This window comes from Ruegeria sp. CE9, assembly GCF_056537425.1.
Genome location: NZ_JBQFRO010000013.1, coordinates 86,684 through 108,696, shown reverse-complemented (window position 1 = coordinate 108,696; position 22,013 = coordinate 86,684). Strand labels below are relative to the sequence as shown.

Annotated in this window: 17 protein-coding genes and 1 pseudogene; 4 read left to right on the top strand and 14 right to left on the bottom strand. The window is 53.6% G+C overall.

Features of this window, described 5'->3' with window-relative positions; translation table 11 throughout:
* Window positions 1–380 precede the first annotated feature (380 nt).
* From ACR0B3_RS20390 to ACR0B3_RS20360, 7 genes are all read right to left on the bottom strand, one after another.
* Window positions 381–785, bottom strand: a complete 405-nt coding sequence (locus ACR0B3_RS20390; RefSeq protein ID WP_480810643.1) for a hypothetical protein — start codon at window positions 783–785, stop codon at window positions 381–383.
* A 12-nt stretch (window positions 786–797) separates the two neighbouring features.
* Entirely contained in the window at window positions 798–1,499 is a 702-nt protein-coding gene (locus ACR0B3_RS20385) for a hypothetical protein (RefSeq protein WP_480810642.1), read from the bottom strand.
* Window positions 1,469–2,980 (bottom strand): caspase family protein, encoded by a 1,512-nt coding sequence (locus ACR0B3_RS20380; protein WP_480810641.1) that lies wholly within the window; start codon window positions 2,978–2,980, stop codon window positions 1,469–1,471. The genes ACR0B3_RS20385 and ACR0B3_RS20380 overlap by 31 nt, the downstream gene beginning before the upstream one ends.
* A 333-nt stretch (window positions 2,981–3,313) precedes the next feature.
* On the bottom strand, window positions 3,314–5,641 hold the full coding sequence (locus ACR0B3_RS20375) for a caspase family protein (RefSeq protein ID WP_480810640.1): 2,328 nt from the start codon (window positions 5,639–5,641) through the stop codon (window positions 3,314–3,316).
* A gap of 23 nt (window positions 5,642–5,664) precedes the next feature.
* The gene (locus tag ACR0B3_RS20370; RefSeq protein ID WP_480810639.1) at window positions 5,665–5,958 is read right to left on the bottom strand and encodes a hypothetical protein; all 294 of its coding nucleotides are present in this window, start codon (window positions 5,956–5,958) and stop codon (window positions 5,665–5,667) included.
* An 89-nt stretch (window positions 5,959–6,047) separates the two neighbouring features.
* Complete coding sequence (locus tag ACR0B3_RS20365; protein WP_480810638.1) at window positions 6,048–6,320, bottom strand: DUF4915 domain-containing protein; 273 nt, start codon at window positions 6,318–6,320, stop codon at window positions 6,048–6,050.
* A 105-nt stretch (window positions 6,321–6,425) separates the two neighbouring features.
* A complete protein-coding gene (locus tag ACR0B3_RS20360; protein WP_480810637.1) occupies window positions 6,426–7,091 on the bottom strand; it encodes an IS6 family transposase in 666 nt (221 codons plus the stop codon).
* Between ACR0B3_RS20360 and ACR0B3_RS20355 the strand changes: the two are divergent.
* Together ACR0B3_RS20355 and ACR0B3_RS20350 are read left to right on the top strand one after the other, a co-directional pair.
* A pseudogene (locus ACR0B3_RS20355) lies at window positions 7,078–8,088 on the top strand (IS110 family RNA-guided transposase). The gene ACR0B3_RS20360 and the pseudogene ACR0B3_RS20355 overlap by 14 nt on opposite strands.
* A 648-nt stretch (window positions 8,089–8,736) precedes the next feature.
* On the top strand, window positions 8,737–9,687 hold the full coding sequence (locus ACR0B3_RS20350) for a MarR family transcriptional regulator (protein ID WP_480810636.1): 951 nt from the start codon (window positions 8,737–8,739) through the stop codon (window positions 9,685–9,687).
* 618 nt (window positions 9,688–10,305) lie between these two features.
* Here the strand turns inward: ACR0B3_RS20350 and ACR0B3_RS20345 are convergent.
* The 5 genes from ACR0B3_RS20345 to ACR0B3_RS20325 form a co-directional block, all read right to left on the bottom strand.
* On the bottom strand, window positions 10,306–11,589 hold the full coding sequence (locus ACR0B3_RS20345) for a BamA/TamA family outer membrane protein (RefSeq protein WP_480810635.1): 1,284 nt from the start codon (window positions 11,587–11,589) through the stop codon (window positions 10,306–10,308).
* Between the two features lie 27 nt (window positions 11,590–11,616).
* Window positions 11,617–12,255 (bottom strand): L,D-transpeptidase, encoded by a 639-nt coding sequence (locus ACR0B3_RS20340; protein WP_480810634.1) that lies wholly within the window; start codon window positions 12,253–12,255, stop codon window positions 11,617–11,619.
* On the bottom strand, window positions 12,245–12,802 hold the full coding sequence (locus tag ACR0B3_RS20335) for an invasion associated locus B family protein (RefSeq protein WP_480810633.1): 558 nt from the start codon (window positions 12,800–12,802) through the stop codon (window positions 12,245–12,247). Before ACR0B3_RS20335 ends, ACR0B3_RS20340 begins: the two co-directional genes overlap by 11 nt.
* Window positions 12,803–12,932: 130 nt before the next feature.
* Window positions 12,933–13,358, bottom strand: a complete 426-nt coding sequence (locus tag ACR0B3_RS20330) for an H-type lectin domain-containing protein (protein ID WP_170694991.1) — start codon at window positions 13,356–13,358, stop codon at window positions 12,933–12,935.
* A gap of 527 nt (window positions 13,359–13,885) precedes the next feature.
* On the bottom strand, window positions 13,886–14,509 hold the full coding sequence (locus ACR0B3_RS20325) for a tetratricopeptide repeat protein (protein ID WP_480810632.1): 624 nt from the start codon (window positions 14,507–14,509) through the stop codon (window positions 13,886–13,888).
* Between the two features lie 451 nt (window positions 14,510–14,960).
* On the opposite strand from ACR0B3_RS20325, the gene ACR0B3_RS20320 reads away from it, so the two are divergent.
* Window positions 14,961–15,215, top strand: coding sequence for a hypothetical protein (locus ACR0B3_RS20320; RefSeq protein WP_480810631.1), 255 nt, complete (start codon window positions 14,961–14,963; stop codon window positions 15,213–15,215).
* 39 nt (window positions 15,216–15,254) lie between these two features.
* Here the strand turns inward: ACR0B3_RS20320 and ACR0B3_RS20315 are convergent, their stop codons facing one another.
* Window positions 15,255–18,803: an autotransporter outer membrane beta-barrel domain-containing protein gene (locus ACR0B3_RS20315; RefSeq protein WP_480810630.1), complete on the bottom strand. Its 3,549-nt coding sequence runs from the start codon at window positions 18,801–18,803 to the stop codon at window positions 15,255–15,257.
* Window positions 18,804–19,773: 970 nt separating this feature from the next.
* Here ACR0B3_RS20315 and ACR0B3_RS20310 point away from each other — a divergent pair.
* A complete protein-coding gene (locus tag ACR0B3_RS20310; RefSeq protein ID WP_480810629.1) occupies window positions 19,774–21,054 on the top strand; it encodes a LytTR family DNA-binding domain-containing protein in 1,281 nt (426 codons plus the stop codon).
* On the opposite strand, the gene ACR0B3_RS20305 is transcribed toward ACR0B3_RS20310, so the two are convergent.
* On the bottom strand, window positions 21,023–21,967 hold the full coding sequence (locus ACR0B3_RS20305; RefSeq protein WP_480810628.1) for a helix-turn-helix domain-containing protein: 945 nt from the start codon (window positions 21,965–21,967) through the stop codon (window positions 21,023–21,025). The genes ACR0B3_RS20310 and ACR0B3_RS20305 overlap by 32 nt on opposite strands.
* Window positions 21,968–22,013 lie beyond the last annotated feature (46 nt).

Sequence of the window (22,013 nt, the reverse complement as noted above, 5' to 3'; positions counted from 1 at the left end):
TGTCAGCTTGTCGTTGTTGTATTCGCACCGATTAACCCAATCTTCGAGAGCGTGTGTATGAATTTGTTCACACGGTCAGGAAACTGGCAATGACTCTGCGTACTATCCGCTGCCTTTTGAATAAAAAGGCCTCATACCCCAAACAATGTCAAACCTTATGTGCAGGTTTTTCCGCGGTATGCTTTTCCAGTAGCTATTTATGGGCAAACGACAAACCACTGTGGCTTTTCGGGCCGTGAAACGCTGGATGTCGCATGGAACATAATTGGTATTGGGCCATGTAGAGGTTGAGCGATCATTGTGCTGATATAAGCACCTGAAACGAAATCGATTTCGCTCACTGATCGCATGGCTGGATAAATTTACTCATCGCTCCAGCGTCAGTTGGTCAACTTTGCCAGATCGCTGCTGAGTGCTCGGGCCTCGGCGATACTGCGCCGCAGGGCGGCAAGCTTGGCGTCTGGGGTCGCGCCGTCAGGGCTGCTGTTCAGAACCCGATCGATCCGCTTCCTTGTGGCGGGGTCTTCACCTTCAAGCGCATCACGTTGCTGCAAAATACCAAGCTTCAATTGTGCCAATTCTGACTCGGAAGCTTGAATTTGCGCCGCCAAGGCTTCGTTGCGTGCCTGGGCTGTCGCGACTTCACCCTCGGCGGTTGCGATGCGGTCGTCATAAGCGCCGGTCGCTATGCCTGAGACCCCGGCAAAGAAACCACCCTCAGCGGGATCGGTGGTCGTTTGGCACGCGGCTAGAAATAAGCATGAAAGAGCTGCGAAACGGATCATTATGTGCGCCCTCTAAATCGATGAGGCCAGATCGCCGGCGATGCTGCGCATTTGTGAGACCTGATTAGACAAGGCCGCAAGATCGCCATCTATTGGCGAGGCAGTCTGACCTCGTGCGATGGTCAGGTTACGCGCTTCGGCGAACTCTGCCTGCCGCTTGGTCGCGCCATCAATGGCCAGCTCCATCTGCGTCAAGTTACCATTTGCCTCGGTCAACTCGCGCTGCAACGTCGCCTGATCGACGGTGCCCGAAGCAACCTGCGCGTTCAGCGCATCAAGCTCAGCTTTTTGGGCAGCCAGAACTTGGTTCATTACATTAATGGTTGTCTGCATTTCCGATGCGTTGCGATCCAGATCCTTTTTGATCTGCCTAAGCCTTGATTCACGCCCTGCATAGTTGCGTTGGACAAAAGCCACATAAGTTCCGGCCAGTGCGCCGGCACCTAAACCAATCGATATCCCGGTACCGGCATCATCGCTCCCGCCCAGTCCGAAACCAATCGCTCCGCCGGTGACACCTCCGGCAATTGCACCTTGCAGAATGGTCTTCTGCATAGCAGCCGCTTGTTTGGCAAGATCGGCTTCAGCCTGCGTTGCACCACCTGCACCGGTCACAGGTGCGGTGGTAGTGCTGGTGTCGCCACAGGCAGACAGGGTCAACGATACCGCAAGCAGTGCAGCGCTTATTCGGGTGGTATGAGATCGGCTAGCCATTGGTAACTCCCTTTTTTGCTGTCCTGTTCTTGCGCGACATGGCGCAGGAAAAGAGCAGCGTCATTGTTCAGTTGCGCGGTACCACCGCCCAGTTGGTTTGATCCCGACACCGAGCTGATAATCGATTTATCAATGTCGGATGGAAAGAAAACGACAGAGCGCGTCAACACCTCATCGTAGTAACTGCGGCTTTGGTCCAGCCTACGCAGGATAATGCCTCGGGATCGATAGATTTCGTAAACATCGTTTCGCGCCTGTTGCAGCACAGGTAAAGCGTCTGAATTCGAACGGGCGATATCCTCAATCTGTCCAAGCGCATCTTCGGCAATACTAAGCGTACGCTCGACACTGCGCAGCGCGATAATATCCGTACGCAGCCGTTGCAAAGTGGTCGCGGCGAGAAATATCGACAACTGCGCCGCATCTTCGTAAAGCCGTTCGGCCGAGGCGGTCTCCTGCGCCGGTAAACTGCGGCGATAGCTGTCCAATGCTGGGCTAAGGTCCCGCGTTTGGCCATCGTTCAAATGACCAAGAGCTATCAAAGCGTTAGCCAGCTTTTCCGAATTCGCCTCGTGCAGTGAATCGCTTAAAGATGCCAATGATCCGGTTGAGTGGCGCGCCAAAGCGGTAATCCGATCGTGCGCGAAATCGGCGAACAGCCCATCGGGATAATCCCGTAGATAGCCTTCGAAGACCGAGCTATCCGAGCTTGACGAAATACTGCGCCATTGCGCCAGGTCGGCAGTGGTTGGATCCAGCGGCTCTTCCTGGAACAGACCCGGCGCAAAGCTGTGTTCGTCCAGTACGGATTCTTCCACCCAAGGTATCTGACGACCGCCTGTCTCCAGCACAACTTGCTGGCGAACCCGACCAAGCATGAGACGCACGTCCAGATCTGGGGTTGCAATATGTTCGAGAAGACCTGTCGTAAAGACACTGTTATCACCAAGGCCATCATACGCCACATTGCCAGGATCAGTGGCATATGCAATCAGCAGACCGGCCCCACCCTGCATCCGCACCAGCCCCTGTGCGACCAGACCGCTGTCGGAAAACGGATTGTTCCGGCAGGCATCCAGCAGCAGAATTCCGACCTCTGGTCCTGCCTTCGAGATCACGTCCCGCACGCGATCCAACGTCAAAGAACTGCTTCTGAGCGCATCAAGATCGCTGCCGTTGAAATCCGTACCGATCAGGTGGTTCTCACCACCGATTTGAACGCCATGACCAGCATAAAAAAACACGGCCATCTCGGCGCCCTTCGCATCAGCGCCAAACTGATCCAATGCTCGATGCATCGTTTCTGCGTTCTGGTTGGTTGCTTCGGTTACGCTGAACCCCAGCTCAGTCAACGCTGCGGCCAATGCAGTGACATCATTCACCGGGTTGCGCAGCGCCATGTCAGAAACCGCGTAGTCGGAATTGCCTATCAGCAGCGCAACGCGGTTCGAGGCTTGAGCCTGTATGGTTACCAGGGCCAAGCAGAAGGCAGCAAAACTCAAAACCCAAATTTGCTTTGGAAACGGGCGCATCAAGTACATGCCGCTACGTTAGCGTATGTACTGGACCGGTTGCAAAGACTTGGGTTGAACAATTTGTTTCCCAAAGCCAGCGCCGCAAGGCGGACCAACAGATTTAGACCGTGGATTTCAACCGAGGTTTCTGTTGGCGGGCTACGCATATGTCCCTGATGGATCCTTCGAATAAAGTCCGATGCGCGAAGGCCTGTCTGCTGCTTCATAGATTCAGACATCTACTGTTCGGCACAGTTAACGTAAGCATTTCCAAAGCTTAAGTTTCTTGGTTGGTCACTTTCAGAACAAATCAAAGCGGACCGGATTTTGCGCCCAGTAGATGCGCGCGGCGAGCAGCAGTCTTTCAGTGGGATCATTTGTCGCCGCAAATGGGACGGGCACTCCGAATTCGGCACTCACATTCTCCAGCGCAAGCTGGGTCGCGGGTCCGACTTGACCATCCACGACAATGTTTTCTCCCAGCTCATTCATCGCCATCTGCAATGCACGGTTCAGATCCTCTTGAGAAATCCGGCCCAACTGCGCCCTTGCCTGATTGGCCGGTTCTTCGTTGGGTAACAAAGCGGCCTTGGCGGCACGCAGCGCAGCATCGGCGGGTCCGCGATTGGCCACTTGCCCATCCAATATGATGTATGCACCATTCGCACCACCCCACGCATCACCGCGTTCCAGCGATTTATCGTACCACTCCAGCGCTTCGGCGCTCGACCTGCCTTGCAATTGATCATTCAAAATCATTCGGGCGATGCTGGCAGGCGCAGTCGGGTGTCCGCCCTCTGCCGCGGCCAGAAAATACTCTTCGGCCTTGTTGAACTCGACCGGATTTCCACCAAGCCCGAGCAAGGAAACGTAAGCCAGGTTATCGTAGCCATAGATGTCCTTGCGCAATTCGGAGGCACGCAGATAGCGCATTCCGCGTTCAGGGATGTAGTGGTCAGAGTTGTCGCGTAGAAAATAAAGGCCAAGTTCGTTCATCGAAAACGTATGGCCAAGTTCGACAGAACGCTCCAAAAGCTCAAATCCGCGCTGCTTTTCAACCTCCGTTTGCCCATTCCGAAGCAGTTGCTTGCCGAGGCTGTGCATCGCGTATGGATCTTGTTCGGAGGTGGCCTCTTCCAGCAGCATACGCGCCTTTTCTGGATCATAGGGTGTTTTGGTCACGGCACGATCAATGCGATCCGTCTCTAGCAAAGTTGCCAGGGCATATTTCGCGCGGATATGGCCGCCGTCGACAGCGGCTGAAATGCTGTCAAACGCTTCAGGAACGAGACCCGCCGCCTGCTGAACGCGACCGAGTTGATACAAAAATCGTGCGTTTCCAGGATAATCTTCGACCGCCTGCGTACAGGCCTCCAAGCCTTTGGGAATGTTCAGCTCATTTGGAAGTCGAAAAACGCCAACCCCATTCAGATCCAACGCATCTCCGGCTTCTAAATCGCAGGCGTTCAATTCAAGCTGTAATGACACCTCCACCAGATGTTTTGTTTGACCCGCTGTGACGGCTTCAACCGAGAACGTGTCGCTGAAATCGGTATCAACTAACTCGACCGCGCGTGTGTCAGATATTTCTGGAGAGTAGGTGAGAAGACTGCTTGATGACCGGCTGTCGGCACTGACAACGCCCCGCTGCGGAGTATTCACGAGGCGCAAGCTTAGGATTTCATCTCCAAGCTGCTGTTTCAATCCTTCAGTCACCTGAACAGTTTTGTCGAATTGCTGACTTAAGCTCAAAGACTTGGGGGGTGCGTCCGACAACGGCTCCTGATCCGTCTCTGTTTTTAGTTGCGCCAGGTAAAACGGGCGCACCAGTGTCGAGCTCTCCCAAGGGATTTGTTTGCCCGCTGTAGATATGTGAACCTGTTCCCGAATAACGGGAAACAGCTGCTGAATGTTTTCATAAGGAGAGGATTGCGCTGTTTTTAAAATAGCTGCAGTGTAAGGACTATTCTGCCCCTCAGCGCCATCGCTAGCCACCGCGCCAGGTGATGTTGAGTACGCAATAAGCGAGTTCAATGGAGTTTTGAAAACGTCGAAACCTTCCCGGGTCTCGAACAGGTTCGCGTCGAGGTCCGCAGCCAATCTCAGGTCGTGAAAAGGATTGTCACGACATGAATCGAGGATTGCGACATGGGCGGAACTACGTGCTGAAAGAGCGTCTATGACGCGGTCCAGTGTCATGGTTACCAAGGGAACATCATAAACACTCTCAAACTTCGCATCCACGGGCAGAAGATAATTACGGCGACCGATCTGAATGCCGTGACCTGCATAGTAGAACAGCACGTCAGCAGAATCGGGAATATTCAGGATCGCTGTTCGGATGAGATCTTCGAACTCGCGTTTGCTCAGGTCATAACCGTCGTACACCCGAAAATCGAATTCACGCAGCATCTCCGCGATATCTTGTGCGTCTTTTCGCGCGTTCGTTAGATCCCCAACACTCGTATAGTCTTGGTTGCCGATTACGATGGCCACGCGAACCGAGGCCAAATCCGCTTGTTTGTTCGCGGCTGTCGTCTGCGCCAGCAACAATTGGGTGTTTAGGAACAATACAACAAGCCCGGCCAAGACCTGGCCGGATCTCATTGTTAGCACAGGCAGAAACATTTACCGATCCTCTCAGATCAACCTTAGCCCCAGCTTCCACCGCCGCCGCCGCCAGCTCCGCCGCCGCCGCCGCTACTGCCACCGCCACCACTTCCGCCGCCATCGGACTCACCACCTCCTTCTCGTTCCTCACCGGAAAGAGTTGAAGTTGAAACAGACGAAGATGTCGTTGTCGCAGCAGGTTTTGGCGTGTCAGCAACGGTCTGTTGCGGTGCTGAAGCGGACGTATCTATTGCCTCGGACTGCGACCATGGCGTGGTACATCCGGCAACTGAAGCAGTACAAAAAACCAAAGTAGAGATAGTTGCAAAACGCATCTCAAGCCTCCTAAACAAAAACAAAAAACCGTCAAACACAGTTATGCAGGTACAGTATGCAATTGAAACTATAGCTTAAATGAACTAGTTTACACAGGCAAAATAATCGATTTGGGCGAACTAAAGGGTTCTACCGCAAACTCGAAGCTCCATCGTAATCTCTGAAGATTGTCTATCGATCCTGGCGAACAGACAAAACGCACAATCAAAAAAAGGCACCGCCCTTGATGAAGGCGAGGAGAATGCGGCATGGACAAGCCATCGCATGCAGCATCGGTGGTCGTCACCTTGATTTCGACCCAGCTATCCGAGCGACGCTTCCGACAACCATCCACCGTACCCGAACCACTGGAGGCGATCACATGGCGCAGCGCTCCGCCTGAGAGCGCCAATCCGTTTAGATGGCGCCGATCTGGTTTCGGTGCAAAGTTTTAGGTCAGCCAAATAGATCTTCGATCACACCAGGATCAGATTGCCAACTCGGAGAATTGACGAAACGGGCAGAGTCCGAGCGTGAGTTGGCGTTTACGGATCATGTCAGCGACAGTCGCGGACGCCGAAGCAAAAGACTTAAAGCCGAGCATCGGGCGGGTTCGTCTTTTGATGAAACGATGGTCCAGTTCCACGATGTTGTTCAAGTATTTGCGCCTGACCATTTCAATTGGGACCGGGCAACCAAAACCTTTCAGCATCTTATTGATGGCCTTGAGGCCAGCGGTGTTAGCTCCGCTTTTGTCGATGACAATCTTTCTCGGTAGGCCGTTGACCTCCAGCATTCGCGCGACGAATTTCGTGGCCGCGGGCTTGTTTCGACGCTGCGAAGGCATGAAATCAAGCGTCTTGCCGTGCTTGTCGACAGCTCGATAGAGATAAACCCAGCTACCTTTCACCTTAATGTAAGTCTCGTCCATTCTCCACGAACGATCACATGGCCCTTTGCGGCGACGTGCTGCATCAGCGATTGCACCAGAATACCGCGTTACCCACCGGTTTAGCGTGGTGTGGTCCACTGAAACACCGCGCTCGGCCATGATTTCTTCCAAATCCCGGTAAGACACACCGTATCGGACATAGAAGAACACGGCGAAGAGGATCACATCTTTCGGATCCTGCGCGCCTTTGAAAGAGATCATAAAAACAGACTTTCGACTTCAATATTTCGATATCCAATCACTCGAAGCACTTATGAGCGTCAACAGTCAAAAGTTTGCAACAGATCCGTCGCTGGACGATCTGGACCGCCGCATCGCGGCAATCAGCCTGGAGGCTGGGCTATTGTCGCAATGGCTGCACCGCGGACTGACCGAAGCGGATCTTGCTGCGGCGCCCATGGAAACGCGGCAGGTGAAAGACGACCTAAAGGCGATGCCGATTAAGACGGACCGCCGCGACGCCGAAGGGATTGCACTCCTTCTTTACCTCGGCTGGTTCCGTCCAGTTCACTGTAAGTCTGTATCGGCTCAGGAAGTCCGATCTGTTCTCGGCGCCCGAAATGCCATTCAGCAGAACATGATCGCCCTGGAAATGTCTCTAATAGCATTGCTACGGAACTTTGGTCTGAAGGTCGGCGCAATCTCTCGCGGTAGATTTGAGGCGCGCATTCGTGAGTTGGCGGATGGCAATTCAATGTTGGAAACCGCGACGGCACCCATGTTGCGGGCCAGAGCATCTCTGCGACAGGAACTGGCCGGTGTCGAAAAGCAAGTACGCCAGTTGGCTGGGGACGACCCTTTATGCCGCCGCCTGATGACGATGCCAGGGATCGGTGCCGTCGTGGCGCTAAACTTCCGTTCTGCGGTCGATGATCCGGCCCGATTTCGGTCATCAAAGAGGGTTGGTCCCCGCGTTGGCTTGACGCCCTCTCGTAGCCAGTCCGGTGAGCAGGACGTGTCAGGCGGCATCACCAACGCGGGTGACGTCAGTCTGAGGTGAGCATTGTGCCAGACCGCAACCGTCATGATGAACCGTGGTCGATCGACATGGCTGAGAACATGGAGAGGCCAGCTCGCGCAGCGGCGTGGTCGAAAAATCGCGATGGTCGCCCTCGCACGCTGCATCGCTGTCTTCCTCAACCGGATTTGGGTCGATGGCACAACCTTCCAGCCGGATGCCGCGCCGAACTTTGCGTGACCGGATGACCCGATACTCGTTGCCTGCATGATCGCAGGTTGCCGAGGTCCCGCAGGGGCGCGGTTCCGATGATGCCGTGGTCAGGACCGTCGCTGATATAAGCCAAGCACGCCTATGAGATGGGCACTTAGGAATTACATCGAACCAGCAACATGTTGGCAGCCGCCGCGCTGACCACGAACCGAAGCAAGTACCCGAAAAAACCTCAGCCGAAGGCAACCAGAAAGTAGGGACAAGCCTACCCGATCCGAACAACCGCCTTAGCGGATCAATTTGATTGCGCAAAATCGCTTGACTAAGTCGAACCCGTTACCGAAGCCCTGAGCCCACTTGAGTCAACCAATCATTAGCTTGTTACAACAATAACATAGCGGCGGCTCCGCTGCGAAGTCTGTCGCTGACCGCAATGACCTCAACGGGTTAACGGGACAAACTGTAAATTTCGCGAATTGCTGAAATAGGCAGCTTCCGGGCGTAATTTAGCTTTTCCTAATCATGCTTGCGGCTTCGATACCAGCGGGTGATGGAAAGTCAAACTAAACGGCCTGAAGCCGAGCATCGGGTGAAGGTCAAAGTGCGGCCATACCTGATCAGGAATGCGGAGTTTTCCCAAAGAACAGGCACTCATAGCATGAAGTAGGAGTCATATTGTTCAATCATAAGATGACTACAGTGCACTGCGGCGCAAGAGCTTATGCACTCTCAGAAAAGAATTGCCTTCTCGTTCGGATTATCAAGGAGAACCAAGATCACCAAAAGCTAACTGCACAAATCATTGGAACACATGGACCGGGAACGTCGACTATGACGCAGCAGCCGCGACTATACAGGTCAGATAGCGCACTGACGTCAGAGCAACCGTATGACCACGACCATCCGGTACTTTCTGCAGACATATTGTCATCGTCGCAAATGCGGATTCTGGCGATCCACACCTGTATTTTACGATCAGGTCCAATTTCTGTTACCGACATCGCAAATGTGCTGCAGTTACCCAAAAGCTCAGTATCGCGCGCCATCTCAAAACTTGAACAGGCCAACTGGGTTCAGAAGAAGCAAGGCAACGGTGCCCTTCAGGTCTCGCCCCAGTTCAAAGCCATGACGATGAATACTGATGGCTATGACGTTGCATGGCACAGGATCGCTGCTGCAATTTCACCGCTTGCCCGGCAATTCGGTTTCGGTTTCGAACTTGCTGCGATGACCTCTTCTGGGAATATTGAAACCGTTGGGTGTTCGGATGCGGCAATGATCGCATCGCATTCAGAACACGCTCAATTTTCGATACTGGGTGCTGCGTGCCTATCCGGCTATTCAGATCGGATTGACGCGGAATTCGACCAGTCGCTTCGTCAAAAAAACAATGCGTCGTGTCTGGAAAGCTACGCCATTTTCAAGCGCTATCTGAATGAATTCCGAACCTCTGGTGAGTACCATGACGACAAGAAACGTTGCTATTTTCGCGCGCTAAAGCTGCCATCTGGCGAAACAGGTGCCCTGAGGCTGGTGCAAGGAACGGCAAACAACCTGAGCAGTTGTGTCGAACTCTGCAGTGAGGAAATCGCCCGACTGCTGCACCAGGACCAGCCTTCAAATTAAGCTCTCACTCAAGAAGCTCAAATTAGCAATCCGATGCTCTGCCGTAACCGCAGTCGCAATCATCTAATCACTGACACTACAATACGAACAGAACAGGAATATCACATGCGTCTGTACGCGCCCTCGCTCATTTCATTTCTCATAGCCCTTGCATTGACAGTGATCGGAGTCATGAAACTGTTTGGCTTCCCGGTGCCGGTTGTCACTCTCAAATCAATATGGTGTTTTCTTGCAGCTTCGCTTCTTCTGTTGCTTGGGTGTATGGTTCGCGGCCTGTAGAGCCCGCGTTCCATTGAGTGGGGAAGTCACGATAAACATCTAATAATCATAGATTATTTGTGTAGTTTGACGATATAAACTACTGGACCTTTCCCAGAAACCACTTCCTTGCGATCTGCGCTGAGTAACCTCAAGCAGGTCGCATTTTTTTACCATAACATGCGATATTGTTTTGTCGCTGATATATTCAGGCTGAATTTCTAGGGCTAAGACTGAGAGTTCAGGCTTTGCCCTGAGGGAAGGAGTCACACTCAGTTCATCCGAACCAGGGTGTGAAGACCCGGCTAAAATAACGCAAAGCGCATTGTCGCCGCAGTCTATCGATAATGATTGATCAATCTAAAAGTTGGATCTTATCGAAAACCCGAAACGCTGGGCTTGATCCTGGTCGCCCTGTTTGACTGGCACCGCATAGTAAAGATCGACCGGTACGCCGCCTGCTTCAACAGTCACGCTCAACCCGGCTGAGCTACGCAACAAGAAATCGTCGTCGATGTGTTCGGGAGCATCCGACAGGTTCCAGACACTGCCAGCCTCAGCAAACACGCCGCTTCTGAATCCTACCCCGCCCAGCTGCCCAAGATGCACATCACCAGAGACTCCAAGCTTGACAAACTTGTCACCACCAATCGCAAATCCGTTTTCGCGTGGTCCGATGCCGCGCGGTGCAAAACCCCGCAGAGACTGACCGCCAAGGGTAAAGCGATCCGAAATCACACTGCGCCGACCACCCGATCCATTCAGCGCACCTGCACTTGCGTTCAGGTTGAATGAGAATTTCTGGCTCAGCTGAGTCGACATCGACATGTCAAATTTGGTGCGGCTCAGGGTTCCCCCATCACCCTGATACAGGAATTGAGACGCCCCAAGAAATACCGAGCCAGCCTTGTTAGCAATCCAGAATTCTGCTTGGTGATTCAGTTCTGCGCCGACAACGATGTCACGATATATTCCTTCGTCTTGCTGAACATAGGGCCCTGCATTCGTGTCTGTCGTTTCAATGTCCTGATGCCGCCCCCCAAGGCTGAAACGCGCAACCGTGTGTTCCGAAAACGGGTGCAACGCAAAGCCCTCGAACAGGCCTGTTTTGGCCGAATAGGGATCACTATCATAATCATGTGCAAGATAGTTCAGCCGCAATCCGCCCGGTCGATCGGGACCAAAGAGCCGTTTGTTGACAAACTGGAAATCTGCAATTTGCTCCACCTTGGTGTAGTCCAGATCGACCTTGGCGAGATACTGCTCCGAGAAAAGCTCGTCCTTCTCGATGTAAAGGCCAATCCCGATGCCCCTGTCATCATCGGCTGAGACGCTGGCATCGACCACCCCAGTGTAGTTGGGCTTTTCGATCACGTTCAGCACCAGCGTGCGGCCTTCAGCGGCAAATTCCGCTGAACGAAATCTACCGCTGTCTGCGAAACACTCAATCGCTTGCTCCAGTTTCTCGTATGTCAGCGCCGTGGTCTGGCCGAGGTTACACAGATCAACGATTTCCTGATCCGTCATCTTCGTGTTGCCCCGGACATCGAGTGTGGTCAGACCCAGAGGTTGTGTCAGGCCAGGCGCTGCCGTGCATAATAGAAAGAGGGCGCCGCCGAGCGCACGCCGGTTTTTCCAATTCATGTGTTGTCTCGTTGCTCGATTTGTCTCTCAGCTCACGATCACCGCAGAATTTATTGCCAATCTGTCATAGAGATCGATGATGTCTTCGTTCAGCATGCGAACGCAGCCGGATGATGCATATGTCCCAATGGTCCATGGTTCATTGGTGCCGTGAATACGGTACAGCGTGTCACGTCCACCGACGTAAAGATACAAAGCCCGTGCGCCCAGTGGGTTGTGTGGGCCGGGGCTGACATAATCAGGGAAATTGGGCGCCAGCGCTTGCATCCGGGGCGTGGGATGCCAGGCAGGCCATTCGGATTTCCGCCCGATTACGGCACGACCTGACCAGGAGAACCCAGCAGCACCTACCGCCACGCCATAACGCAGCGCGGTGCCATCTGGTTGGGGCAAGTACAAGAAGCGGTTTTCGGTATCTACCCTTACGGCCTCCGGATCGTCGCCGGGATCGTAAGGAACGATATGGGGGCGAAATTCGGCGGCGATTTTACGTTCTTTTACCAACCCGACCTCAAAGGGTTCGTCATATGACAAACGACGGGTCGAAAACGTGGGATGATCCAGGTTCGGATCAAATGACGTGCAACCAGCGGTCAGCACGCTCGCGGCTCCGACCACGCCAAACCTACGCCGTGTCCAGAGACGTCCCCGGGTGTTATTGCACATCAGAGAATTCACCAAATGCATCGCCCAGCCCGCTTAGCGAAGCTGATACCATCAATGGGTTGACCTGATCAGGCAGGCTGAAGCTGATCTCAAGCGACTGCGCTGTCAGCATCCGTTGGAACTCATCCGCCTTGAGGTCAAAGGACGCGCTGCATCCAGTCGCAAGACAGACCCGGAACAGGTCTTCGCGCAGCACATCATCACCTCCTTCAACTTTCATCTTCCAGCTGAAGTACTTGTGAAGATCAACACCCACGGGCGTTAGAAAGACAATTCGCACACCTTGCGTATCCGGCAGCGGATTTATCGTAATGCGCAAAATGCGACTACCAGTGTTCGACTCTACGATATCCTGAAACAACTCACAGGCGGATGCGGTAGAAGAACCACCGGCATCGAGCGTGTTAAAGCACTGAATGGTCCAGAACTTATAGGTGCTGCTGGTTCGATCGGGGGCTGCAGCCGGAATGCTGGAAGGCCAAGCCAGAATTGAAACTATGGCCAGTTTTTTGCAGGTATCCAGAACCGCGTTCTGCAATCTTTTCACGTTTGACCCCTCAACATTCTGATACAAACCCACTCGTCCAGAGCAACGGTAGAATTGCAAAGCCGCCGGGCACGGGGTTCCACTCAGCGGAACGATCATCTGCGGCAATAAAGGTTGGTCGCTTCGCTGATCAGACTTGCTGACTCATAGCAACCCACACGATATCAGCGCTTGCGATTGCGGATGTACCCCAGGTCTGAAACCGCAAAGTAAAGCCATCGCGCGTCACATCCTGAAGCGACAGGTTGTATTGCACGTTCTGTTCGATATCGGCGTCCACCGTTGTGACATCCAACAGCAGTTTCGGGATCATCGTGAATGGGCTTCGAAAGCAGAACTTGAAAAACATCCAGCGCTGCCCCTGACCCGAATAAAGCAGCCCCTCAGAGGTACGGTGTTCGAATAGGTTTCCTTCGCAGTGAATGATCTGCAAGTCACGACCGATTGCAAAGACGCTTTGGTAGAGGTCCGAATAGGTAACCGATTTGAATTCATGATGCGCACGACGATCTGACGACAGTTGCGTGACATCGGCACCGAGGTAACGTTCGCTCAATTTAAGCTCCTGAAATATATAACAAATGGTACTCTCAGTTCCTTATGAAAAGCTGCGGCTGACGACTGAAAATCGCAACATACAAATGATTGGGGTTTCACTGAATGCAACGCAGAGGCGTCTACTGAGCAGGCAGCGCTAAGCCTTGCACCATGCATTGGTCGACTTCCATATCATGTGACCTGAGTTCTTGGTCTTGTAAGCTTTAGGATTTTCTTGATTGCCAACGTCGACGCGTGCCGAGATAAATCCCAATGATTGAAAACATGAGCACACAAAGTCGCGCGACTTCATTTGTTTCGGTCGCCATTATGCCAAGCGTTGACAAAAGGATGCTGACGCTCGCCACCCTGAGGCTCATTCGGAAATGCGCACCGCAATGTCCGCAAACCACCCGGTCTTCGGCGACATCTTCGCCGCACCGTCCACACCGCATTCAATACCCCCAAGCGTCAAACTGACCCAAAAGGTATCGACAAAACATCTATAAAGAACAAGAAGATAGAACAGACCAACCGCTGAGCGGATCAATCAACACGTGACCGCCCTGACGTGCGACCGCCAACAAAGCAGCGACGCTCGGCAATATCTTCTTTGAAAAGGCTTTGACCTTCCCGAATCTGCATCCAGTGGGGCTGCAGTAGTCTCAGTTCGGTCGACACAGCGGATGAGAGTTCTTTGTTGCCCAATTTCTCATGAACCTCCACCAGCAGCGTCAATGACCCCAAGTGGCGTGGATCAAGGTCGAGCGCGCGTTTCAACGAAACAAGCGATGCTGCGAAGTTCTTGTTCCGATAATACGCCATCGCGCGCAGATGAAGCAGCGTACAAGGTAAATCCTGAGCTTCTTCAACCATTGCCAATAGTTCGAGCGTCGCATCAATCAGGTTGCAATGCAGCAGGCTAAGGCCATAGTTCAAAATGAAAGACGGCTGATTGGGAGCCAATTTCCAAGCACGTTTAAACTGCTCGCGCGCGATATCGTGGCGTTGTTGCCGGGTCGCTGCAATACCTGCATACTTGGGGAAGGTCGCAACATCTGGCCACATCAGCGATGCCCGCTTTGCCCGTCTGTACGCCTGCGCATGTCGGCCCAACTGGCACAGTTTTCGGACGAGGTGGATCTCCTGCTCACACGCAATTGATGGCATATCGTCCTCCGAGTTCACGAACTTCCGTATTCAGTATCCCCTGCTTGATTTACAGGTATCGGACGTTTCCCAGTCCTGTTCCGCTTGTCGGAACTCGGTATCCATACTGCTCTTTTGCGAGGGGAAATTTACTGCGGTGCAAGCTGATTACGAGGGGGTCAGCGATCAGCAAGCACCGCAGCGCGAGTGAGTAGCCGGTTAAATGCCGGTCATGCAGTTAGATTGCCCACTTTTACACCGTATTAAAGGCTCAATCCCCGAGCGTTCCAGTCACAGCAACAACACCAATCGATACGCACCGTTTTGCGACTAAAGCACGCCCAAAGGCCATCCCACTGATCGGAACTGCCCCATAAGGTCGTTTGAGCCGGCTGAACACCAACGTTAGCTGCTTCCTTCTAACTGTCCCGCCAGCGAGCGACCAAAAGTACCACCATTCGGAGTGCCGCCTGTGACCAAAGACATCGAAAACAGAATTCGAGAGTTAGAGGATACGGTATTGGCCATGTATATATTGCTTTTTTCCGGTATCGCGGTGGCGGATGTTTTTAATAACGGGCTTCTTGAGGCAACAGAAAAACTTGTCGCCGAACAGCGAAACTCGCTTGGGGATCTTGAGGAATACGGCGCCTGCCGCGCCCTAGACAAACTGTTGGACAAGCTAAGCAGCTTGAGGCTTGAGGCCGGGCAGACCACCACGGGATAACCCCCGTTCACTGCTTCCGGATAAAGGATTGCAGCTAGTTTACTCCCACCGATGACGGAAACCGATGGTGCCGGAAATGCGGCGATTGCTGCCGAAATTCCTCAGGCTTCGCTGCACTCCGATCTCGCCATAGACCGAGTTCTGGTCATCTTTCCAATTGTAAGTGCCGCCCAGTGTGATTTCGCCAATCACATCGGCGTCTTCGTTAAACAGGTCTGTGCCGCCGACAACTACTCGGGTCTCACCCGCAAGCTCTTTGTAGACATGCGCACCTACCTCGGTTTCAAGCCGTCTGATGCTGCCATCCTCGTGCAGCCAACTCTTTTCGCGGCCTACACTCACCCCGAGGCGCGCGCGCCTTGATTGCGCGTTGTCCGGCTCAATCCGGGTTCCGTTATCATCGACGAACGAGTCAAATCGCGCGTTGCTGGCGACCAATTGCGCCTGCGGAACGACGTGCCAGCCGTTCTCGCCAATCGGGATTTTTCGGCCAACTTCGACAGAAGCGGAATACACGGTTGCATCTGCACCATCATAGCTGCCGGATGAAGCCGAAAAGTCAGTCCTGGCGCCCATCACCCGGGCCTGCAGGTCAACATAAAAACCGTTAGGTTTATAATAAGTTAAAGTACCCCCGACTCCGATGGCCGTTGTTTTCGTTGTCCCATCGCCATCCCCGCCATTGCCACGCACATACGCCGTATCGACTTCGCCATTCAGCCCAGCGATCCATTTGGACCCATCATCGGTTTCGTGCATCAGCCAGTCATGCCCCAACTGAACCCCAGCCGTGTCAATGCGAAAACTGGAATTCGTCGTCGAGAGTGACGGGTCAATGTCCTGTCGCGCGCCATACACCCGAATCCAGCTGCCATCTTCTTCGATGATGTGCTCATCCTCGTAATATGCGCGCTGTTCAGGTGTCAGCGTGCAACGATAATTGGTATCTGGGTTTTTGCAGAAAATCTGTTCGGGGATAGTTTGCGATGTGCCGGTCCACTTTCGGTTACCAACGCGTTGATGCAGCGTCGGCATGCCTGCAAGAACGAATATGGACCGCGGATATGTCTCTGCAATTTCGCTGGTCTCAGAGAACCGGCTGGCCAAGACATAGTCCCAAAATCCAGACTGAGACCGGCTTGGGGCAAATGACACCAAATCGTAAGTGAATGCCCCGGCCGTAACCGGCGCACCCAGCGTGAACAAACCGGCGGTCGAATTTCCCCGGACCTGCGCGAACAGGATGCCTTCATCATTATCAACAACACCGTTCCGGTTGCGGTCTGTCAGCGCACCAGGCCCGGACAAATTTCGGACGAACAAGGAAGTGGTGCCTGTCGCATCCCCAGCTACCACAAACTGGTCCGCGATCGGTCGGTCGGTTGCAAGCAGGTTGTCAAGACCACCATCATTCAGAAAAACGTCTATATCCAGCCGTGATCGAGCTGCTGCCACATAGTCTCCCAACACATCCAGTCGCGTACCGACCACGCCGTCCACTCTAAGATCAATTGTCCCTCCCCGACCGCCAGCTGGGGCACCAGCATTGAACAGATTGGCGTTCAAGGTGAAATCACCATCAAAACGCGCAAATGATCCCGATTGGACGTTCAATCCAAACCTGTAGGTCTGTGTTTGGGTTGGGGTTATCGAGATCGTGTGCGTGCCAGAATCCAGACCTGATACCAACTGATCGCTGCCGGGCACTGCCGGATCACTTGTGAAGGTGACATCACCACCGACCAGAGCGCCCTGGGGGCCGAAGGGCCCCGACCCAATATTGATGATTTCCCAGTTGACCAGATCAGTGCCCAAAAATGTGCCGGAGTATCCCGCAAAGTCTATTACATCCACGGTGTTGTCAGCCGAAGACACATCATCGCCCCCGTCAATCGACCCCAACCCGGTCGCCAGCACCCCTGCAATGTCGACCCCAAGGTCAATCGTAAGCCTGTCTGACCCATTGCCCATATCTATGGCGCCGGTAATTTCAGCGCCAAACAGGGTGTTGCTATTGGCGTCGATGAAAGCATCAAGTGACAGGATGTCGTCGCCGTTGCCCGCAGAAATTCCCCCCAGAACTTCGCCAGTGACGATAATCGTAGCGTCACCGTCTTCATCAACAATACCCGCAATGCCACTGGATGTACTGTTGGAGGCATCTACAAGCGCACCATGCTCAATCTCGATAGTGCCGGTATTGCCTGTTTGGCTTGCCACGAGAATGCCATTGGAAGTACTCCCATTGCCACTTGTAACCGTGACCCTGTCACCGACTCGGATATCGAAAGTCGAGGTCTGCCCAGATGCGCGCTGGCGGACCCAAACACCGTGTCCGTCGCTTGTACTAAACACGCGTGTTCGCGGTAAATTAGAGTTGCTCGGATTGACATCCAGCACGACTCTGTTGTTACCTTGGGTTGCCGCAGAAACCCCCGCAAGGCTACCGGATACGTTGGCACCATCATGGACCCCAACGATCGCGTCCCCGTTGCCGGCTGTGAAGGCCAAGACACCGACGTTGTCCACCCCCGAAGCCTCGACGAGAACGTCTGGGCCGCGCACCGTCGCCTGCGCCGTCGAACTATTGAGTGCAGTGCCGGGTCTGCTTTGTATCGATGCGGCAACTCCGGAAGAGTTCAAACCAACCGCTCTTATGGTGCTGTTGCCTGAAACACTTATGGAAGCGCCGCCGGACGCCCAGTTGGCGGCTATCGCTGCGCTGGAGAATTCATAGTCCCCAGCTGTTATCTCCCCGCCTGTCATCGTAACAACTGCATCCGACGCGTTGTTAATATTTGCGGGGTTGGTCGGGTGTCCTACAAGGGCCATCAATCCTGTCCCCACTTGCAACAATCCTGCCCCCGGATTCCCGGCACCAGAGCCTCTGAGTTCGATTGTGCCACCGGTCATGAGAGCCTCAGCACGACCGCTTGCAACATTGGTCGCAATCGCTCCACCCGACCGAAGGCCTTGCAGACCTGCGGCAGTTCGTATCGTGGTATTCCCGTGGATTTCTACACGCGCGACTGACGTAGAATTCTGATCAGCGTCTCTGACGATGGATAGTACGCCTCCATTTGCCTGACCGGAGGTCTCGATTGTGCCACCATTAACGATTACTGTGGTGTTCCCGTCCCCTATCGTGTTCGCCAGCAAACCTGCGCCTCTGTTGCCCGTGTTGCGCACTGTCCCCGAGCTCATCGTTATGGTGGCATCTCCGGTTGTGCCCAAGCCATTGAAAATCAGCGCGCCAAATCCATCCAAAGCTCGCGCCGCGTTGATTAGTCCATTGCCGTCAATGTTGATGAACGAGTCGCCCGTAGTGCCCAACTGGGTAACTGCAAGTCCCCTGCCCACATTGTCGATCATCGCAAAGTTATCGGCGTTGATCGTCAGAGTGTCGGTCGTGGTGGCTCCAATGTTGTTGGTCCAAACCCCGATGCTGTTGGCCCCGGTGCCAGTTACCGCCATTGCGGGATTGTCCAACACGACGGTGATGCCATCCGACGCCGCATATGTAATGGGGCCGTAAGTATTGGCCGAACAAGTTACGGTGTTTACGCCTATAGTATCTGGACCACACACCTGTGCCGCAACGTGTTGAGGAAAGAACAAACATATGGGGGTCGCGGTCTGCAGCAATAGGAATCTAAAGTTCGACCTACCAACAAAGCCACAAATTAATGCATAACCCTTAAACAAGGTTTGTTGTTGCATCTTCATTTCAAACGATTCCTTTTGACCCCAACGTGGAGTATTCAAATGGGTCATATCTGAGCGAATTCGATTCTTATGAATGTTCCATTCAGTGGATCACGAGTTGCATTATGCAACCTGCGATCGGATGTCCTCAATATTTGGGCTCTGGTGCGAAGAACTTGGATATCAACAGGACTTCTTAAACCAACCAATTGAGGGAAAACTAATCTTCACCCGGCCATCCCACCCAATGGAACGATTGCTCAAGATGCGACCAGTCAACTTCGACCTCATAGATTTTGTCGCGATCGGCAACTCATGCTTCACGCAACCAAATTCTTAGCAAGTCTTAGCTAGGATTACATCGTTCTGACATATCCCAGATCCTTGCCCTACCCTTCACTGACATCACCGATGGGTTTGGAATCTCTGTCAGTTGCGAGGACTTCGAACGCTACGACGAGACGGATTTCTTACCGAGTGAGTTGCTGTAACCTCCCGTCGCGCGGGATCAAAACAGGCTCAGCAGTACGTGGAGCATGGCCAAAGGCCGCTATAAGAAATGGCTGCCAGCACCGGGGCGATGCATCTAATAAAAAGTCCAACAAGCACACTGTCGCAATACCGAATAATCAGTCATGACCGGCTCCAACAAATAAGAATGAACTTGACTAAAAGGAACGCCGGATGGCCAGTTGACATCCGCGAACATCAGGATCAAGAAAAATTGTCCACACCAGACTTCAGGCAAAATGGGCTTACGAGTTGCCCTTAATCTTCCCAGCAAATACCCGCTCGTGATATGAAATTCACTTTCCTTGGTGGACGCGTCCACCTGTTTGTCCCAGCAGATCACATGCTATTGCTGTGCGCGATTTCCGTGATCTGCGCATTAACTGACCCATTTAGCCAGGGAAACAGCCTGTCCGGCGTAGCGCTCGTGCTGTGGTGGGCTGCGATCAACAGCGTGGCATACCTGTGCGGCGAGCTCGTTGCGCAGAACGTGTTTCGACCCCTCTACGCACAGAAGCACATCGTTTCGGCCTTTGTTGCCGGGTCGCTGATTGCAGCGGCAAACGTCACATTCGGCGTCAGTCTAGTCATCTTCCTGATGACCAAGGCCGCGAATGGGCAGTTCGAGCTGCTGCCAACGATACAGTCGATCTTTCCCGTCGCCATCCTTATCGGGTTAACGCGGCTGTATTTTCTTCGCAGCGGTGTTCAGGGCGTGCCTGGCCCAGGCGACCCATCGAATACGTCTAAGTCCGAGGTTACGGCCTGTTTCCCGCGATTGGCAAATGCGGCGGCATCATTGCCGCTGGCCTTTAAAGACAAAAGGTTGTCCATCGAGTTTTCACCGTGGATACAACTGCTTTGGCCGGTCGTTCCGGCACTGTGCGTCGTTGCGAACCCGTTTCGCGAGGTGCACGGACTGGAAAGCGGAATGGCAATCTATCTCTGGTGGTTGATGGTCCATTCGACGGCCGCAACAACCGGAGAGTCGATTGTTCAGAACTATTTCCGCGTGATAGAGCCCACAACCAACACGTTCCTGGATCTGGCGACCGTATCCGGGCTGTGCGCCGCTGTCGTGGCGACAAGTATCACGCTGGCGATTTTTGTTACAGACCTGCTTCTTGGAAACAGCAACCCACCATGGAAGGTTTGGTTGATCACCTTTCCGACGCCATTGGCCATTGGCGCGTTCAGGTCATACTATATTCGAAACGACATCTTATCTCCCGAGCCAACGGGGAGCAGTGAAGAGAACCAGCTCAATGCGCCCCCGCCACTGGCTGACCGCCTGCCCGCTTACCTGGGCGATAAAATCTACTATTTCCGCAGCAGCGATCACTATGTTGAGATTACCACGTCGAAGGGCAAGCATCTTGCGCTGATGCGGTTTCGCGACGCACTTGACGAAGTCAAAGGGCTGGACGGATTCCAGGTTCACCGTGGTTGCTGGATCGCACTATCAGCGGTTGTTTCCACCACAACCAGGCAGAAGAAGATGATGATCGAAACCGTTGACGGAGAGTTGCACAGCGTCAGCAGATCCTTCAGATCGGAAATTCGTGACCGCCTGCGCCTAACAGGTTCGCGGCCTAGAGAGAACCTTTCTGCCAGCGAGTCATGAAAGCTCTAGGGGTGCACCCTTTCAGGCGTTTGAAGACACGGCTGAAATGACTGGAGTCATTGAACCCCCAACGCAGGGCGCAATCCGTAATCGTTGTGTTGAAGGACGGGTTTCGAAGTTCCATCGCAATCTGTTCTACCCGTTGCCTTTGAACGTAGGTGACGAATGTCTCGCCCACCTCGGAAAACAACTGATACATGTACCGCTGCGACATGCCCATATCGGCGGCGACATTGCTCGGTGAAAGGCCAGGGTCGCTCAAGCGTTCGTTGATATGGAACTTCACCCGGCTCAGAGTGAGGCTGCGACTACTCGGCCTGTGTCTTGCGGACGGGGGAAAGAACGCGGCTTCGACGATCGAAACGATCGTTCCTTCCAGCAACTGCCGTTCGGCCCAATCCAAGTGCGACACATCATCGGGCAGTGTCAGCAGAAACCGTGCCAGCAACGCCCCGATCCCCGAATGGCTTTCGACGCAGTAAGCCTGCAGCGGCTCTCCGATGAGGTTCTGTGAAAACAAGCCTTTAGGAATGCGCAGCGAAATCGCTGTCATCTCTTTCGGAATGCTGAAGCTGATTGGTTGCTCGCTGTCATTCAGGAAAACGCTGCCCGGCATCAGGGCAAGCCGCTCGCCCGCATGGGACATTTCCTCGGAGCCTGAGATCATGAGTTGCACGCCGAAATACGGCTCGTGCGAAGATTCAATCTGGTGCCGTTCGCGCATACCGGAGAAGGCCCCCAGTCGGTTTTGCATCATGTAGATGCGCCCTATGTCAATCGCCTTGAATTCAGCGTGAAACCCATCGCCGCTCAGCATCGACGGCTGCCAGGGCAGACCCGATTCCGTCAGCTTTGAGCACCAGGCGTCAAACCTCTGGTTTTCCTGGTGTAGAGCGGTCGTCCAATATTGCATCTTGGAGTCAATTTGCCTGTCGTTTTCTTTCTTGCTGCACGGGAAC

Bases quoted from the DNA above. Each gene is read 5' to 3' on its own strand.
- ACR0B3_RS20390 (WP_480810643.1), bottom strand. From the start codon at position 785: ATGATCCGTTTCGCAGCTCTTTCATGCTTATTTCTAGCCGCGTGCCAA.
- ACR0B3_RS20385 (WP_480810642.1), bottom strand. From the start codon at position 1,499: ATGGCTAGCCGATCTCATACCACCCGAATAAGCGCTGCACTGCTTGCG.
- ACR0B3_RS20375 (WP_480810640.1), bottom strand. From the start codon at position 5,641: ATGTTTCTGCCTGTGCTAACAATGAGATCCGGCCAGGTCTTGGCCGGG.
- ACR0B3_RS20370 (WP_480810639.1), bottom strand. From the start codon at position 5,958: ATGCGTTTTGCAACTATCTCTACTTTGGTTTTTTGTACTGCTTCAGTT.
- ACR0B3_RS20360 (WP_480810637.1), bottom strand. From the start codon at position 7,091: ATGATCTCTTTCAAAGGCGCGCAGGATCCGAAAGATGTGATCCTCTTC.
- ACR0B3_RS20345 (WP_480810635.1), bottom strand. From the start codon at position 11,589: ATGAATTGGAAAAACCGGCGTGCGCTCGGCGGCGCCCTCTTTCTATTA.
- ACR0B3_RS20340 (WP_480810634.1), bottom strand. From the start codon at position 12,255: ATGTGCAATAACACCCGGGGACGTCTCTGGACACGGCGTAGGTTTGGC.
- ACR0B3_RS20325 (WP_480810632.1), bottom strand. From the start codon at position 14,509: ATGCCATCAATTGCGTGTGAGCAGGAGATCCACCTCGTCCGAAAACTG.
- ACR0B3_RS20310 (WP_480810629.1), top strand. From the start codon at position 19,774: ATGCTATTGCTGTGCGCGATTTCCGTGATCTGCGCATTAACTGACCCA.
- ACR0B3_RS20305 (WP_480810628.1), bottom strand. From the start codon at position 21,967: ATGCAATATTGGACGACCGCTCTACACCAGGAAAACCAGAGGTTTGAC.